Origin of the sequence: Congzhengia sp. (assembly GCF_037235575.1) — a bacterium.
Classification (GTDB): Bacteria; Bacillota; Clostridia; order UBA1381; family UBA9506; genus Congzhengia; species Congzhengia minquanensis.
Window position 1 is genome coordinate 15,765 of sequence record NZ_JAXUNN010000033.1, and the last position, 15,936, is coordinate 31,700.

General features: G+C 46.9%; 19 protein-coding genes. 18 read left to right on the top strand and 1 reads right to left on the bottom strand.

From position 1 onward, the window contains the following. Window positions 1-19: 19 nt before the first annotated feature. The gene (locus WIG73_RS07890; protein ID WP_177680249.1) at window positions 20-163 is read right to left on the bottom strand and encodes a hypothetical protein; all 144 of its coding nucleotides are present in this window, start codon (window positions 161-163) and stop codon (window positions 20-22) included. 165 nt (window positions 164-328) lie between these two features. Between WIG73_RS07890 and WIG73_RS07895 the strand changes: the two genes are divergently transcribed. From WIG73_RS07895 to rnhA, 18 genes are all read left to right on the top strand, one after another. Next, window positions 329-1,555: an HlyD family efflux transporter periplasmic adaptor subunit gene (locus WIG73_RS07895; protein ID WP_337400032.1), complete on the top strand. Its 1,227-nt coding sequence runs from the start codon at window positions 329-331 to the stop codon at window positions 1,553-1,555. A 20-nt stretch (window positions 1,556-1,575) separates the two neighbouring features. After that, the gene (locus WIG73_RS07900) at window positions 1,576-2,250 is read left to right on the top strand and encodes a YggS family pyridoxal phosphate-dependent enzyme (protein ID WP_177680251.1); all 675 of its coding nucleotides are present in this window, start codon (window positions 1,576-1,578) and stop codon (window positions 2,248-2,250) included. A gap of 73 nt (window positions 2,251-2,323) precedes the next feature. Beyond that, entirely contained in the window at window positions 2,324-2,749 is a 426-nt protein-coding gene (gene sepF / locus WIG73_RS07905; RefSeq protein ID WP_177680252.1) for a cell division protein SepF, read from the top strand. A gap of 202 nt (window positions 2,750-2,951) precedes the next feature. Next, complete coding sequence (locus tag WIG73_RS07910) at window positions 2,952-3,512, top strand: YlmH/Sll1252 family protein (protein WP_337400034.1); 561 nt, start codon at window positions 2,952-2,954, stop codon at window positions 3,510-3,512. A 61-nt stretch (window positions 3,513-3,573) separates the two neighbouring features. After that, the gene (locus tag WIG73_RS07915; protein ID WP_249313343.1) at window positions 3,574-4,095 is read left to right on the top strand and encodes a DivIVA domain-containing protein; all 522 of its coding nucleotides are present in this window, start codon (window positions 3,574-3,576) and stop codon (window positions 4,093-4,095) included. A gap of 55 nt (window positions 4,096-4,150) precedes the next feature. Beyond that, the gene (gene ileS, locus WIG73_RS07920; protein ID WP_337400035.1) at window positions 4,151-6,949 is read left to right on the top strand and encodes an isoleucine--tRNA ligase; all 2,799 of its coding nucleotides are present in this window, start codon (window positions 4,151-4,153) and stop codon (window positions 6,947-6,949) included. A gap of 4 nt (window positions 6,950-6,953) precedes the next feature. After that, window positions 6,954-7,433, top strand: coding sequence for a signal peptidase II (lspA, locus tag WIG73_RS07925; RefSeq protein ID WP_337400036.1), 480 nt, complete (start codon window positions 6,954-6,956; stop codon window positions 7,431-7,433). Then, entirely contained in the window at window positions 7,414-8,343 is a 930-nt protein-coding gene (locus WIG73_RS07930) for an RluA family pseudouridine synthase (RefSeq protein WP_337400037.1), read from the top strand. Before lspA ends, WIG73_RS07930 begins: the two co-directional genes overlap by 20 nt. A gap of 129 nt (window positions 8,344-8,472) precedes the next feature. Continuing rightward, window positions 8,473-9,090, top strand: a complete 618-nt coding sequence (gene sigH / locus WIG73_RS07935; RefSeq protein ID WP_249313351.1) for an RNA polymerase sporulation sigma factor SigH — start codon at window positions 8,473-8,475, stop codon at window positions 9,088-9,090. Window positions 9,091-9,161: 71 nt separating this feature from the next. Next, window positions 9,162-9,434 (top strand): zinc-ribbon domain containing protein, encoded by a 273-nt coding sequence (locus WIG73_RS07940; RefSeq protein WP_249313352.1) that lies wholly within the window; start codon window positions 9,162-9,164, stop codon window positions 9,432-9,434. A gap of 251 nt (window positions 9,435-9,685) precedes the next feature. Next, a complete protein-coding gene (gene rimP / locus WIG73_RS07945; protein WP_249313354.1) occupies window positions 9,686-10,147 on the top strand; it encodes a ribosome maturation factor RimP in 462 nt (153 codons plus the stop codon). 23 nt (window positions 10,148-10,170) lie between these two features. Next, window positions 10,171-11,199, top strand: coding sequence for a transcription termination factor NusA (gene nusA, locus WIG73_RS07950; RefSeq protein WP_249313356.1), 1,029 nt, complete (start codon window positions 10,171-10,173; stop codon window positions 11,197-11,199). A 3-nt stretch (window positions 11,200-11,202) separates the two neighbouring features. Further along, on the top strand, window positions 11,203-11,466 hold the full coding sequence (locus WIG73_RS07955; RefSeq protein ID WP_337400039.1) for a YlxR family protein: 264 nt from the start codon (window positions 11,203-11,205) through the stop codon (window positions 11,464-11,466). Then, window positions 11,467-11,769, top strand: a complete 303-nt coding sequence (locus WIG73_RS07960; RefSeq protein WP_249313358.1) for a L7Ae/L30e/S12e/Gadd45 family ribosomal protein — start codon at window positions 11,467-11,469, stop codon at window positions 11,767-11,769. Window positions 11,770-11,844: 75 nt separating this feature from the next. Further along, a complete protein-coding gene (gene infB, locus WIG73_RS07965) occupies window positions 11,845-14,103 on the top strand; it encodes a translation initiation factor IF-2 (protein ID WP_249313359.1) in 2,259 nt (752 codons plus the stop codon). Window positions 14,104-14,143: 40 nt separating this feature from the next. Beyond that, window positions 14,144-14,506: a 30S ribosome-binding factor RbfA gene (rbfA, locus tag WIG73_RS07970; protein ID WP_249313360.1), complete on the top strand. Its 363-nt coding sequence runs from the start codon at window positions 14,144-14,146 to the stop codon at window positions 14,504-14,506. Beyond that, a complete protein-coding gene (locus WIG73_RS07975; RefSeq protein WP_337400040.1) occupies window positions 14,487-15,452 on the top strand; it encodes a bifunctional oligoribonuclease/PAP phosphatase NrnA in 966 nt (321 codons plus the stop codon). The genes rbfA and WIG73_RS07975 overlap by 20 nt, the downstream gene beginning before the upstream one ends. Next, complete coding sequence (rnhA, locus tag WIG73_RS07980; protein ID WP_177678086.1) at window positions 15,445-15,933, top strand: ribonuclease HI; 489 nt, start codon at window positions 15,445-15,447, stop codon at window positions 15,931-15,933. The genes WIG73_RS07975 and rnhA overlap by 8 nt, the downstream gene beginning before the upstream one ends. Window positions 15,934-15,936: the final 3 nt, after the last annotated feature.

The window sequence follows — 15,936 nt, forward strand, 5'->3', positions numbered from 1 at the left end:
TACCGAAAACCGCTTTGCGTCAACGGCATTTCGGCGGTTCACATTCTTTTTTCGGTTTTTTTGGTTTGCAGGGGCCGCACTTTTTGTCCAGAATGGGCCGGAGCTCTTTAAACTCTATTTCGTCTATAATCCGCAGCAGTTCGCACAAGCTGAATTTCCCCATAAATTTCACTCCTCTCAATATCAATGTATGATTTTTTCAAAATATTTTTACAAAATAATTAATTTTTTTGCGTTTATCCGTTGCAAAATCTGAAAAAGTATGATATTATAAATAAAATTGTTACAAATTTGTGAAATTGTAGGTTCAACACACAGGAGAAAAATTATGAAGAACAAATGGATCATACCTGTCGTGCTGTTTGCCGTGCTGGTGGTGTGTTACGTTGTGAGAGGCTTTTTTCAAACACGCATCACCGTGGAAATGCTCCAGACGGACAAAATTGAAGAAAGCAGTTCCGGTTTGGGTGTTTTGGTGAAATCTGAAAGCGTAAATTCGGTTTCCATCGGCGGCGCTGCAGAGGTTTCGGTGAGAAACGGCCAGCGGGTGTCAAACGGCCAGCTGATTGCCACAGTTTACGGCGGGACGACGGATGAAAGCGTGAAAACGCAGCTTGCCGATGTGAATAAAAAAATTAACGCCATGAAAGACAGCAATGCAGGCGATTCGGTTTTCATTAACGACGCGACAAAGATTGAAAGCGAAATAGCGGACACTGTGGACCAGGTGATTGTAAAAGTGACAGAACACGATTTAGAGTCCATTTCCGAATATAAATACCGCATCAGTACGTTAGCGGATCAAAAGGCCGTTGCAAAGGGAGAAAAGAAAGGATTTTCCAACGATTTGGTTCAGCTTCAGGCTGAAAAATCGGTGTTGGAATCGCAGCTTGGCAAAATCGAAAACGTGGTGGTTGCCTCCTCCCCCGGAATTTTTATTGAGGGCAGCGACGGGTTTGAAGAAACACTTACGCCGGATGCAATTTCAACATTAACGCCAAACACCGTAAAAGAAGTGATTAACCGGGACAAAAACGGAGAAATCACCCGTCAGGACGGCAGCAATTACACTTATAAAATTGTAAACAACTATTCCTATTATGTTGCAGTGAACGTTGCCGATTCCTTCGGCGGCGATATTCAGGTGGGCGACAGCGTAAAGGTGCGGTTTTCAGACTTTTCCGCCAGCGACTGTCCGGCTACGGTTCGGCACGTATCCGATAAAAACGAAAAGAACGAAAGAACCGTTGTGGCCGAATGCAGCACATATGTTGACGGGCTTTTGGCAAAACGTGTTGTAAATGTGGATTTTGTGAAAAAGAGTGTTACGGGCTATAAAGTAAAAGTTGAATATCTGCACACGGTGGACAATGCAGTGGGGCTGTTCATCAAGCGGGGCGCTGTGATGAAATTCATTCCGGTTAATATTGTTTACAGCACAGAGGAAGAAGCGGTTGTTTCCGCTGCAAGCAGTGAAAAGCCCATTAAGTCTTATGACGAGGTGGTAACGTCCGCCCCGGAATATTACGACGGCAGAGTAATTGTTTCACAGTGATTTGGAGGTTAAAATAGAAATTGATACAAGACAATGTTAAGCGCGTAATGGAGGAGATTGCCCGGGCAGCGGCAGCAAGCGGCAGAAAACCGGAGGATATTACCTTGGTTGGCGTGACAAAAACCGTTACGGCGGCTCAGGCAAAAGAACTGATAGACGCTGGGGTTACAAATCTTGGCGAAAATCGGGTGCAAAGCCTTTTGGATAAATATGAAACGTTAAAAGACGAACCTGCCTGGCACCTCATTGGGCATTTGCAGACCAACAAAGTGAAATACATAGCCGACAAGGTTTCCATGATTCATTCGGTAGACAGCTTAAAGCTGGCAGAAGAAATTGACCGTCGTTTTCAGATGGCAGGCAGAACAGCAAATATTTTAGTTCAGGTGAACGTTTCTGGGGAGGAAAGCAAGTTCGGCATTCAGCCGGAGGACGCATTCCCGCTCATGGAAAGCCTTTCGCAGCTGAAAAATATTCAGGTTTGTGGACTGATGACCATGGCGCCGAAAACCGACCATCCCGACGACTGCAGAAAGTTTTTTTACGGTTTACATAAATTATCTGTTGACATACGGGACAAAAAATACGATAATATAAATATGGGGCAATTGTCTATGGGCATGAGCGGCGACTTCCGCGAAGCCATTTTAGAGGGAGCCACCATAGTGCGCATTGGCAGTGCGCTGTTTCAATAACTTCGTTTACACCACTTAGAATATATACAACAAACGCAGAAAACCAGAAAATAGTTACATAGGAGGATGTTTTATGAGTGCAATGAACAAAATGCTGAAGTGGATAGGAATTGCGGAGGAGGACGACGAAGAATTTTTCGACACGGAAACAGATATGGATGAAGCAGTTGAGCCTGCTATGCCTTTGGGCAGAAAGGCAAAGGTGTCTTCCATTTCCGGTGGCGCGCCTTCCAGAGTCGTAGTCATCCAGTTCCAGAATTTTGACGACGCGAAAGACGCGGCAGACCATCTCAAAAACAAAAAGCCCGTTGTTGCCAACTTGGAAAAGCTGGACAACGACACAACCCGCAGAGTGGTTGACTTTTTATCCGGCGCTGTTTACGGCGTTGCCGGACGGATTCAAAACGTATCCAACAGAATTTTCCTGATTACGCCTGCTAACGTGGAAGTGACGGGGAATTATCAGGACAACATCAAAGGGTTTCCTTTCGTAAATTAAAGTGAAGAACGAAAACACAGTTGCAGCGGATAATGAGTGGCTAAAACGGTGTGAGGATTTCGAGCAGTCTGTACTGAAGTACAAGAGTGTTCGTTTTTCTCGTTTTGTAAGCCCTCATGATCTGGCTGTATTCAAGTTACGTTTTAAACCGTCGCCATTTATTCATATTTTAGCGTTTGGTGGCGCGTCGGACTGCGAGCGGGTGCAGATTGGATTTTTCCCCGATTTTTTAGAACCCGACGAGCGTGCGTTCCCTATCAGTCCTATTTTGCTTACTGGGGTTTCAGGCCTTTCCCACCGGGACATTTTAGGCTCGGCTTTAGGGCTGGGGATAAAACGTGAAATGACAGGAGATATTTTTGTTGACGGGGACAGGGCGGTTATTATGAGCGACAGCCAGGTGCGCGATTTTTTGCTTTACCACTTAAAAACCGTGGGCCGGAAAAGAGTTGAGGTTTCCCTCTGCCCGGAGGAGGTTTCCCTTTCGCTGGAGCACGCGTTTCAGATGGTAAGATGTGTTGTTGCATCAGCCAGGCTCGACGCGGTTGTCGGTGTTGCGGCAAACTTTTCGCGCAGCGAGGCTCAGGACAGTATTCTGGGCGGAAACGTCAGCGTGAATTTTGTGCAGACTGCGGACACGTCGAAAAAGCTTTGCGCAGGCGACGTGATTTCTGTTCGCCATCACGGCAGATTCGTGCTGGAGAACATCTGTGGCGAAACGAAAAAGGGCAGGCTGGCTGTGGAACTGAAAAAATATATTTAACGTTTATCCGCCCGCGGTAAGCAATTTTAAAATTTTGTGGGCAGAAAGGTTTTGAAAGCTTATGATTACGCCTGTGGATTTGGAAAACAAAGAGTTTAAAAAGAGCTTTCGTGGCTATGACATGGAGGAAGTTGAGGCATTTTTGGGTGAACTGGTGAAAGACTATGGGAGAATTTACCGCGAAAACGCCAGCTTAAAAGACAAAAACGCAATTTTAAACGATGCGGTTGAAAACTATAAGGGCATGGAAGAAACCATGCGCAGCGCAATCATTTCAGCCCAGAGAACCAGCGACGAGATTATTCGCAATGCCCACGAGCAGGCGGACAATATTGTGAAAGACGCAAAGGTTCGCGCACAGGAGCTTTTAAACGATATGGACGGGCGTATTCAGGCGTTAAACCGCGAGTGCGCCGAAATTGAGGGCCGTTCCAGCTTGCTTCGTGCTAAGCTTCGGACGGTGTTAAACACGTTTGTTCAAATGCTCGACGAACTTCCAGAGGAAAAGGAACATACAAAACGCATTGAAAAGGTTAAACATGAGCAAAATCAAGAAGAAACAAAAAAAGTAACAGAGCAGTAATTTATTTCATTCTTTTGATATACACTATTTAACATAAACAGTTAGGAGAGATATTATGGCAGAGGATTACGGCAAGACGCTGAACTTGCCGCAGACGGATTTTCCCATGCGCGCCAATCTGCCGCAGCGGGAGCCGGAGACATTAAAAAAGTGGCAGGATGAGGACATGTATGAAAAGCTGATGGACAGCAACGAGGGGAAACCGCTTTTCATTTTGCACGACGGCCCTCCTTATGCCAACGGCGACATGCATATGGGCCACGCCCTGAATAAAACGCTGAAAGACGTTATTACCAGGTTTAAAAACATGGACGGCTATAAAGCGCCTTACATTCACGGCTGGGACACCCACGGCCTGCCCATTGAACGGCAGGTTATTAAAATGCTCGGCGTGAACCGGCACGAGGCCGGTGTTGTGAAATTCCGTGACATTTGCCGTGACTTTGCCTTAAAACAGGTTGAAAACCAGAAAACCCAAATTAAGCGTTTGGGCGCTTTGGGCGACTGGGACAATTCTTATATCACCTTAGACCCCAAATTTGAAGCAAAACAGATTGAAATTTTTGGAGAAATGGCCAAACGCGGCTATATCTATAAAGGCTTAAAGCCAATTTATTGGTGCACAGACTGTGAAACAGCTCTGGCGGAAGCGGAAATCGAATATCAGGAGGACAAAACAAACTCCATTTATGTAAAATTCCGTGTAACCGATGACAATGGTGTGTTCCAAAACACCGGAATTGATAAAAACGACATTTATTTTGTGATTTGGACCACCACAACCTGGACCTTGCCGGGCAACGTGGCAATTGCCTTAAACCCAGACTTTGCATATAGCTTAGTAAAAGCAAACGGCGAATATTATGTAATTGCCAAGGAGCTTGTTGATACTGTTATGCAGGCAGGTTCCATAACCGAGTATGAGGAGGTTGCAGTCTACACCGGCAAGGAATTAGAGCTTATCCGCTGTGCGCACCCGTTTTTAGACAGGGAATCGTTAGTGATTAACGGCGACCATGTGACATTGGACGCCGGCACCGGCTGCGTTCATACAGCTCCCGGCCACGGCGCGGAGGACTATGTTGCCTGCAGAAACTATAAGGATATTCCCATCATCGTCCCGGTGGACGGAAAGGGCTATTTAAACGAGCTTGCAGGCGAGTTTAAGGGCTTATACTACGAAAAATCCAATGCAAAAATCATTGAGAAGTTAAAAGAGATAAACGCGCTTTATGCAATAGAAGAAATCATTCACCAATATCCCCATTGCTGGAGATGTCACCAGCCCATCGTGTTCCGCGCAACAGAGCAGTGGTTCGCTTCGGTTGACGACATTAAAGATGACGCAGTTGAGGCAATTAAAAAGGTGCAGTGGATTCCCAAATGGGGCGAAGACCGCATTACGGGAATGGTGCTGGACAGAACAGACTGGTGCATTTCACGACAGCGGACGTGGGGCGTTCCAATTCCGATTTTCTACTGTAAGGAATGTGGAAAAGAACTGATTACGGAAGAATCCATTCAGGCAGTGGCGGATTTGTTCCGCGAAAAGGGTTCCACCGCCTGGTATGAAACCGACGCGAAAGATATTTTACCTGAGGGTACAAAGTGCCCAGCTTGCGGGTGCACGGAGTTTACCAAAGAGCAAGACATTATGGACGTGTGGTTCGATTCCGGATCCAGCCATGCAGGTGTATTAGATGTGAAGCCCGGCCTTCGGTTCCCGGCAGACCTCTACTTAGAGGGCAACGACCAATACCGCGGCTGGTTCCAGTCGTCACTTTTAACATCCATTGCCGCAAGAGGCGTTGCGCCTTATAAAACGGTTATTACCCACGGCATGATTGTGGACGACAGCGGCGACAAAATGTCAAAATCAAAAGGCAACGGCATCAGCCCCCAGGACATTATCGAAAAATACGGCGCTGATTTATTAAGGCTGTGGGTTGTTTCGGCGGACTATAAAACCGACATGCGCATTTCCGACGGCATTTTAAAACAGCTGTCTGAGTCCTACCGTAAAATCAGAAATACGGCAAGATATATTCTGGGAAATATCCACGATTTTAACCCCAACACAGATATGATGGAATTTTCCGATTTACAGGAAATTGACAAATGGGCGCTGATTCGCCTTTCCAAACTGACGGAAAAAGTGCTGGCAGCTTACAGAGCCTATGAGTTCCACATTGTGCAGCACGCAATTCATAATTTCTGCATTGTGGACATGAGCAATTTCTATTTAGACGTCATTAAAGACAGACTTTACACGCAGAAAGCAAACAGCCCCGCACGCCGTGCGGCACAGACGACAATGTATAAGATTTTAGATGCACTTGTTAAACTGTTAGCGCCTGTGCTGGCTTACACTGCTGAGGAAATTTGGTCGTTTATGCCGCATACCGACAAAGAGAATCAGCAATTTGTCTTGTTAAACGACATGCCAAAACCAACGCCGGAGCTTTATGACGAGGCGTTTGAAGCAAAGTGGGATCAAATTCTTGCAGTAAAAGCAGACGTTTCCAAAGCTTTAGAAAATGCAAGAGCGGCAAAAGTAATCGGCCATTCGCTGGGCGCAGACGTGGAAATTTTTGCAGACGGCGCACTTTACGACCTTTTGTCCGGTATGAAAGACGACTTGGTAACTTACTTCATCGTGTCCGATGTATCGGTGAAACCGGTCAGCGAAGCAAACGGCGGTACGCACACAGGAGAAACAGGAATTCAGGTGCGTGTCACCCAGGCGGAAGGCGAAAAATGCGAACGGTGCTGGATGTTCAGCAAAACCGTTGGACAGTTCCACGACCATCCAACTCTTTGCGCACGGTGCGCGAGCGTTTTGAAGGAGGACTAATCCGTTGCTCATACCCTTTTTTGCAGGAGTAATACTCATCACGGCCTTTGACCAGATGATAAAAGCCGTTGCGGCGGAAAAGTTAATGCAAACCGGCACTGTTCCGCTCATTAATAACGTGTTTCACTTGACCTATTGTGAAAACCCGGGAGCTGGTTTTGGTATTTTTGCTGACTATACCTGGATTTTGTCGGTGCTGACCTTTTTGGTAATTGCCGCTGCAGTTGTATATGTGGCGGTGAAGCGTCCGAAAAACGCACTTTTGATGACAGCGCTGACCTTTATGGTTGGCGGCGCGGTTGGAAACCTGATTGACCGGGTGAGGCTGGGCTATGTGATTGACTTTTTTGATTTCCGGCTGATTCACTTTCCGATTTTTAACATTGCAGACTGTTTTGTGACAATCGGCGCGGTTATTTTTGCCGTATATGTGATATTTTTCAGTGACAAAAAGGAGCAGGCCGATGGACAGAATAAAGGCTGAGGTGGTGGACTGCGGAAAGCGGCTCGACGTGTTTTTGTCAGAACGCGCAGGCTTTACACGTTCGGCGGCGCAAAAGCTGTTGGAGAACGGCTGTGTTGCGGTAAACGAAAAAATTGCCGCGAAAAACTATAAAATAAAGGAATCAGACGAGGTCCGGGTAGAAATGCCCGAGCCTCGTGTTGTAAATGCCGAACCGCAAAATATTCCGCTGGATATTGTTTATGAGGACGAAGACATCATTGTGGTGAACAAGCCTCAGGGCATGGTAGTGCATCCGGCGGCAGGAAATTTTGACGGTACGCTGGTAAACGCGCTGATGTTCCACACGAAAGGGAATCTGTCTGCCATGAACGGCGTGATTCGGCCCGGCATTGTGCACAGAATAGACAAGGACACCAGCGGCATTTTGGTGGTGGCCAAAACAAATGCAGCGCACCTTTCTTTGGCGGAGCAGATTAAGGCCCACACCGTGACGCGGGAGTATATCTGCCTGATTCACGGCGGCACAAACTGGGACGAGCTTACGGTGGACAAGCCCATTGGCCGGGACCCGAAAGACAGAAAGCGCATGATTGCCGGCGCATCCGTTTTAAAGGACGGCCGGGACGCCGTGACGCACTTTTCTGTAAAACAGCGCTACCAAGGCTATACGCTGTTGGGGTGCCGGTTGGAAACGGGGCGCACACACCAAATCCGCGTGCACTTAAAAAGCATCGGCAAGCATATTGTCGGCGACCCTGTTTATGGTTTAAAAGAAGACCGGATCGCCAAATCCGCAGGGCTTTGCGGCCAGCTGCTTCATGCACAAAAATTGGGATTCATTCATCCTGCGACAGGTAAATATGTTGAATTTACCAGCGCGTTGCCGGACTATTTTCTGTGCATATTAGACAAATTACAAGCCCTGTAATGGTGATTTTAACTAAAGTTTTTTGGAATTTAAAAAAATATCTTGACTAAAATTGTATATTGGAATATAATTACATTATGTATATGTAAAGTGTGTTTACTGTCTGAAATGATGGGATTGAGAAAAACTTTGGCAAAGAATGTAGAATTTAAAGAATTTTCAGATGAACAGGTTGTGTCGCTTGCACAGGCGGGAGACACCAGCGCAATGGAGCATATTGTCAGTAAATACACAGAATTTGTGAAAAAACGTTCCGGCCCATATTTTTTGGCGGGCGCAGAACGGGAAGACCTGATTCAGGAGGGGCTGATTGGCCTTTATAAGGCGGTTAAATCGTTTGACGGCGGAAAACGTGCAAACTTTAAAACATTTGCCGAGGTTTGTATTGTCCGGCAAATGATTACGGCAGTTAAGACCTCCACGCGCAAAAAAAACAATCCGCTGAATCATTACATATCTATCCACGGGACAGACAACGGCACCGTGGAAGACAATGTTTATGACAGATTTATCGATTCACAGAATATCAATCCGGAAAGCATTATGATTGAGAAAGAAAATGCCCGAGGCATGGAGTTTGAAATCAGCAAGCTGTTAAGCGACTTTGAAAATAAAGTCCTGGGCTTTTATTTGAGCGGCGTATCGTATAAAGAGATTGCAGCGTATTTAAACAAAGAGCCAAAAGCTGTAGACAACGCGCTGACGCGCATTAAGAAAAAAATAGAAAAATATATTGCCGGAGAATAAGGGTTAAAAAAACGATTGTAAGCAATTTTGCTGCAATAAATAATTTTATTTTTCAAAGTGAGGGATTTTCCATGTACGAAGACAAAACATTAGTATGCAAGGATTGCGGTGCTGAATTCGTATTCACAGCAGGCGAACAGGAATTTTACGCTGAAAAGGGTTTTGAAAACGAACCCAGCCGCTGCAAAGATTGCAGAGTTGCAAGAAAGAACAGCATCAGACAGAACAGAGAAATGCATACTGCTATTTGTGCTGATTGCGGCGCGGAGGCACAGGTGCCTTTTGAGCCAAAAGAAGACCGTCCGGTTTACTGCAGCGAATGTTTCGCAAAGCACAAACAATAATCGGGCAAAAACCGCAATGTTTTCGTACATTTGTATCGTAAGCTGTACGAAGGAACGTCAAGTTACATATTATTTAAGTTTTAGGAAAAAATGTTAAGAAAAGTACTTGCATTTTAAGACTGCATTTGTTATAATGTATATGTGGATATTGTGGTTAGAAAGAGTGGGCGTATGTTCCCACTCTTTCGTATTGTATCCGTATATTTTGTTTCAGTCCGGTTTGACGGACGCAAAAGAGGTGAAAGTTAAAATTGGCTTTTAATAAAATTGAATCGCAGGTGTTAAAATATTTGGAGCCCATTGCGGCAGAAGCAGACGTAGAAATTTGGGACATTGAGTTTCAAAAAGAGGGGCCGAATCACGTGCTGCGGGTTTATCTCGACAAGGCTGGCGGCATTTGCTTAGACGACTGTGAAACTGTAAGCCGCGCATTGGAGGCGGTGCTGGACGAAAAAGACCCCATTCCCCAGGCCTATCTTTTAGAGGTGTCTTCCGCGGGGCTTGACCGTGCAATTAAATATAAAACGCACTTTGAAAAATGCATGGGTAAAAATGTCGACGTGAAACTGTTTGCGCCTGTGGACGGGACGAAGGAATTTACCGCAGCGCTGAATGGTTTTGACGGGAAAACAGTCACATTTCAAATAGACGGCGAAGCAAAAACGCTTCCTTTGGATAAAATATCATCAATCAGGCTTAGCATTGAGTTTTAAACTGTTTGGAGGAATTAGAAAAAATGAATCAGGAATTTATGACCGCGCTCGCAGAGATTGCGGAGGATAAGAATATCAGCAAGGACTCTTTGCTGGAAACCATCGAGTTTGCGCTGATTACCGCGTATAAAAAGAATTATGGACACGCGCAGAACGTTGTTGTAAACATAGACAAAGAAACCGGCGAAATTAAGGTGTATCAGCAGAAAACCGTGTCGGAAACAGTGGAAGACCCCAATTTAGAGGTTTCTGTGGAGGAAGCGGCAGCATTGCACGGAGGATACAGCATTGGCGACATTGTTAATTTTGAGGTTACGCCAAAATCCTTTGGCCGGATTGCGGCGCAGACGGCAAAACAGGTGGTTGTGCAGAGAATTAAAGAAGCAGAGCGCGACAAGGTGTTTACAATTTACCGTGACAGGGAAAACTCTATGGTGACAGGCCTGATTACGAAAAATGAAGGAAAATATATTTCGGTGCAAATTGGCGGCGACACAGAGGCGATTTTGCCAGGCAATGAGCAGATTGCCGGCGAGCATTACACACCCGGCACAAGAATGAAGTTTTATGTTGCTGAAGTGAAGCTGGCTGGAAACAACCCGCAGATTATTTTGTCCAGAACCCATCCGGGGCTTGTGAAAAAGTTGTTTGAACAGGAAGTGCCCGAATGCGGTGGCGGCGTTGTTGAAATAAAGTCCATTTCACGGGAAGCCGGTTCGCGGTCTAAAATCTCAGTTTATTCCCAGGACGAAAATGTAGACGCTGTCGGCGCGTGCGTTGGCCCGCGCGGCTCCCGGGTGCAGGTAATCTGTGACGAGCTGGGCGGCGAGAAAATTGACATTATTAAATTCAGCGAAGACCCGGCGCAGTTTATCTCGGCGGCTTTAAGCCCGTCTGACGTGGTGAGCTGTGAAGTGAACGAAGAAGAGCACAGCGCTAAAGTGCTGGTTCCCAGCGGACAGTTATCCCTGGCCATTGGCAAGGAAGGGCAAAACGCCAGATTGGCCGCAAAGCTGACAGGCTGGAAAATTGACATTAAGCCGGAGGAATAGCATATGGGGAAGCACATACCCATAAGAGAATGTATTTGCTGCCGCAGGAAAGACGAAAAACAAAACTATTGCAGGATTGTGAAAACAAAAGAGGGCTTTTTTGTGGACAGCACGCATAAAAAAGAGGGCAGGGGCGCTTATATCTGCCCCGCGTGTTTAAAAGATCCGGCTTTGTTAAAAAAACGGCCGCTGGACAGGGCGTTTCGGCAGAAAGTGCCGGAAGGCGTTTATGCGGCGCTGGCAGACGCTCGGGAGGGGAAGGCGTAAATGAATAAAGGATTAAATTTTATCAGCCTTGCCCAAAAGGCCGGAAAGGTGAAAGCGGGCGAATATTTGACAATGAAAGCCTTAAAAGAGGGAAAGGCGCACCTGACGGTGATTGCTGCCGATACGTCGGAAAAAGCTAAGGCGCGGATCAGTAGGGCATGTGATGTGTTTGGCTGCAAGGCCGTGGTGTTTGGTAGCAAAGCAGAGCTGGGGCACTTTACCGGGGCCCAGAACAAAAGTGTAATCTGCCTGACGGACGAGGGCTTTTCAAATGGACTTTTAAAAATATTGGAACAAATTTAAATAAATTTTTGGATATTTGTGTAAGATGCCGGCGGATTGCCGGCTTGAAGGATAGAAATTTCGGAGGTGGCGTTTATGACGAAAGTGAGAGTACATGAACTGGCAAAGGAGCTGGATTCAAACTCGAAAGAGATTATCGGCCTTATGGCAGGATTTGGTTTTCCGACCAGAAACCATATGAGCGCGTTGGAGCAGGAGGAGCTTGATGTTTTGTTTGAACGGCTGACACAGGCCTACGACAAAAAGGTTCCCGTTCCCGTGTTTGGAAAACAACCGGAAGCACCAAAACCGGCGAAAAAAGGCAAAAAGGACAAACAGGCGGCGGAATCCAACCCCAATCCGGCCCAGGAAAGTACTCCAGCGGCTGACGAGCCAATCGGAAGAAAGGTTCGCCATGTTGACACGCGTCAAACCGTCGTTGAACTGAATAAAATTGACGACGAAGTCATCGAAGAATTGGTTCCGACAAATGTGTCTGACGACAGCGTGAAAAAGCAAAAGCTGAAAAAGGGCAGCAAATTCCGCGACAATAATCAGATGAAAAACAAGGCAAAAGCACAAAAAGAAGAAAAGGTGAACAAGGGTCCCATTACAGTTAAGATTCCTGACGAAATTGCCGTTGGAGAACTTTCGGAGCGTTTGGAGGTTCCTGCAACTGAGGTGATTAAAAAACTGATGATGCTGGGCGTTATGGCCTCTATCAGCCAGTCGGTTGACTTTGACACCGCCTCTTTAATTGCTGAAGATTTTGGCGCGATTGTGGAAAGAGAAATTATTTTAACCGACGAAGACATTTTGTTTAACGACTTTGAAGACGCCCCCGAACAGTTGGAAGACCGTTCTCCCGTAGTGGTTGTTATGGGCCACGTTGACCACGGTAAAACCTCACTTTTAGACGCCATCAGAAGCACAAATGTGATTGAAACAGAGGCCGGCGGAATCACGCAGCACATTGGTGCTTACCGCGTGCGGGTAAACGAAAGAAAAATTACGTTTTTGGATACGCCCGGACACGAGGCGTTTACTGCCATGCGCGCCAGAGGTGCCCAGGTGACGGACATTGCAATTTTGGTTGTTGCAGCGGACGACGGCATCATGCCCCAAACCGTTGAGGCCATAAATCACGCAAAGGCCGCCAATGTGGGCATTGTGGTTGCAATTAACAAAATTGATAAAGAAGGCGCAAACCCTGACCGGATAAAACAGGAGCTGACGGAACACGGCCTTATTCCCGAAGATTGGGGCGGCGACACCATTTGCGTGGAGATTTCTGCGAAAAAGAGAATGAACATTGAAGACCTTTTGGAAATGGTGCTCTTAGTTGCCGACATGCGTGACTTAAAGGCGAACCCCAACAGAAAGGCCAAGGGAACGGTGATTGAAGCGAAGCTTGACAAAGGCCGCGGCCCGGTTGCATCTGTATTGGTACAAAACGGAACGCTGAAAATCGGTGACACCGTTGTGGCGGGCACAGCGTTTGGCCATATTCGTGCAATGCTTGACGACAAGGGGAAGAAAATTAAAAAAGCAGGCCCGTCTGTTCCGGTTGAGATTTTAGGCCTTGACGAGGTGCCGGAGGGCGGCGATGAGTTCTATGTAGTTGATGACGAGCGCATGGCCAAAAATGTTGTTGAGAAGAGAAAACAAAAAGCGAAAGAGGAACGTATCGGCAGCCACAATGTGGTAACGCTGGACGATTTCTTTGATAAAGTAAAAGAAGGCCAGATAAAAGATTTAAACATTGTCATTAAAGCCGACGTAAACGGTTCGGTTGAGGCGGTGAAACAGTCGTTAGAAAAGCTTTCCAACGAGGAAGTGCGTGTAAACGTAATTCACAGCGGCGTCGGTGCTATCCGCGAATCCGACGTGATGCTTGCCTATGCGTCAAACGCCATTATTGTTGGCTTTAATGTGCGGCCCGACATGGGCGCGGCGGCGTCTGCCGAAAGCCAGGGTGTTGACATCAGGCTTTACCGCGTTATTTACACGGCAATTGAAGAAATCGAAGCCGCCATGAAGGGTATGCTTGAGCCCACCTTCCGCGAGCAGGTTACAGGCCATGCGGAAATCCGCCAGACGTTTAAAGTGTCCGGCGTGGGTACCATTGCCGGCTGCTATGTGACAGACGGAACCATTACCAGAAATACCCAGGTGCGTCTGGTGCGCGACGGTATTGTTGTCCACGAGGGTGAGCTTGCCTCCTTAAAGCGGTTTAAAGACGATGTGAAAGAAGTGGCTTCGGGCTATGAGTGCGGCCTTTCTATCGAAAAATTCAACGATATTAAAGAAGGAGATGTCGTTGAAGGGTTTAATATGGTGGAAGTTGAGAGATAATAGATAGAAACCCTATTCTATTTACAAAGGAGTAACTTGTATGGCAGCAAACCGTATCAACAGAATTAATGAGGAAGTGCGCCGTGAACTTTCAGATGTTCTTCGGGATTTAAAAGACCCCCGCGTTCCGATGATGACAAGCGTCGTGTCGGTTTCCGTTACGCCCGACCTTCGCTATGCCACAGTATATGTGAGCATTTTCGGCAGCGCAGAAGAAAAGAAGGAAGCGCTGAAAGCACTGAAAAACTCAGCAGGTTTTGTCCGCAGGGAGCTTGGACACCGCTTGAATTTGCGGTACACCCCTGAAATTATTTACAAAGACGACAACTCCATTGAACATGGCGCCAGAATCAATGAACTTCTTCACAAGGAGGCAAAAACGAATGCTGGGGAAGATAGTTGAAAAACTGAATAAAGCAAAAAAGGTTGCAATCTTTACACATCTAAACCCTGACGGAGATGCGCTGGGATCTTCTTTCGCGATGAAGTATGTGTTGGAATCTATTGGGAAAGAAGCGGTCATTTATCTGGAAAAGGAATTGCCTGGGCGGTTTTCCTACCTCGGCAGCGAATACGTTATCGGCGGGAAAAACACAAAAAGTGATGCGGACACCGCCCTGGTGCTGGACTGCGCTACGTTTGAACGTATGGGAACCTTAGCTGACACCTGCCGGGCGGTTCCCTGTATTTTAAGTGTAGACCACCACTATTCCGGCGACAGTTTTGGCAACTGGTGTCACAAGGAAGTTGCAAGTGCCGCCACGGCACAGATTGTGTATAAGCTTGCGTGCCGCCTGACGGAGGATATTCCGGTTGCTGCCTGTGAAGCTATGTATACAGGGCTTTCCACAGATACGGGGCATTTTAAATACTCCAATGTCACTCCAGAGACCTTTGAAACCGCCGCGGCGCTTTTGTCCCGCGGCATTAACCACAGGAAAATTACAGAAATTCTTTACGATACGGTAAAATATGAAAAACTGATTTTCATGGGCAAGGCGGCGGAACGAATTGAATTTTTTGCCGGCGGCAGAGTGGCAATGCTCAAATGCCCGGAGGATTTTATTGGTACATACGGTTTAAAATATGACGACGTTGAGGAGCTGCCCAACATTGCGCTGAGTGTGGTTGGCGTTGAGGTGGCAATTTTGGTAAAGGATAAGGACGAAACCTCAAAACGCGTTTCCCTCCGCGGGAAAGACGTTTTAGACGTGTCTCGCGCGGCCAGCATGTTTGGCGGCGGCGGACACAAAAACGCAGCAGCCTTTGTTGCGGAAGGGGACGTTGACGCAGTTTTACAGAAGTTAGTGAACATTATTACAGAAAATTTGGGAGAATCCAATGTTTGAAGCGGGACTTAAGACAATTGAGCTGTTTACAGACGGCGCGTGCAGTGGAAATCCCGGCCCCGGCGGTTATGGCGTTGTTCTAAAATATAAAGGCCACGCGAAAGAACTGTCGGAAGGGTTTTTGCTCACCACCAACAACCGCATGGAAATTTTGGCGGTGATTAAAGGCCTGGAAGCGTTAAACGAAACCTGTAACGTAAGCGTTTTCAGCGACAGCAAATATGTGATTGACGCAATTACAAAGGGCTGGGTTTACAAGTGGGAAGCAAACGGCTGGATGCGGAACAAGAAGGACCCGGCCGTGAATGTGGATCTGTGGGAACGCCTTTTGGTTTTGTTAGACGAACATAATGTGGAGTTTCATTGGGTGAAGGGCCATGCCGGACACCCGGAAAACGAGCGGTGCGACAGACTGGCTGTGGCGGCCGCTGCAGGCGAAGACTTGGCAGAGGATGAAGGATACACTCCGGAGGAATTGTAAACC

Bases quoted from the DNA above. Each gene is read 5' to 3' on its own strand.
- WIG73_RS07890 (WP_177680249.1), bottom strand. From the start codon at position 163: ATGGGGAAATTCAGCTTGTGCGAACTGCTGCGGATTATAGACGAAATA.
- WIG73_RS07895 (WP_337400032.1), top strand. From the start codon at position 329: ATGAAGAACAAATGGATCATACCTGTCGTGCTGTTTGCCGTGCTGGTG.
- sepF (WP_177680252.1), top strand. From the start codon at position 2,324: ATGAGTGCAATGAACAAAATGCTGAAGTGGATAGGAATTGCGGAGGAG.
- WIG73_RS07915 (WP_249313343.1), top strand. From the start codon at position 3,574: ATGATTACGCCTGTGGATTTGGAAAACAAAGAGTTTAAAAAGAGCTTT.
- ileS (WP_337400035.1), top strand. From the start codon at position 4,151: ATGGCAGAGGATTACGGCAAGACGCTGAACTTGCCGCAGACGGATTTT.
- WIG73_RS07930 (WP_337400037.1), top strand. From the start codon at position 7,414: ATGGACAGAATAAAGGCTGAGGTGGTGGACTGCGGAAAGCGGCTCGAC.
- WIG73_RS07940 (WP_249313352.1), top strand. From the start codon at position 9,162: ATGTACGAAGACAAAACATTAGTATGCAAGGATTGCGGTGCTGAATTC.
- nusA (WP_249313356.1), top strand. From the start codon at position 10,171: ATGAATCAGGAATTTATGACCGCGCTCGCAGAGATTGCGGAGGATAAG.
- WIG73_RS07955 (WP_337400039.1), top strand. From the start codon at position 11,203: ATGGGGAAGCACATACCCATAAGAGAATGTATTTGCTGCCGCAGGAAA.
- WIG73_RS07960 (WP_249313358.1), top strand. From the start codon at position 11,467: ATGAATAAAGGATTAAATTTTATCAGCCTTGCCCAAAAGGCCGGAAAG.
- infB (WP_249313359.1), top strand. From the start codon at position 11,845: ATGACGAAAGTGAGAGTACATGAACTGGCAAAGGAGCTGGATTCAAAC.
- rbfA (WP_249313360.1), top strand. From the start codon at position 14,144: ATGGCAGCAAACCGTATCAACAGAATTAATGAGGAAGTGCGCCGTGAA.
- WIG73_RS07975 (WP_337400040.1), top strand. From the start codon at position 14,487: ATGCTGGGGAAGATAGTTGAAAAACTGAATAAAGCAAAAAAGGTTGCA.
- rnhA (WP_177678086.1), top strand. From the start codon at position 15,445: ATGTTTGAAGCGGGACTTAAGACAATTGAGCTGTTTACAGACGGCGCG.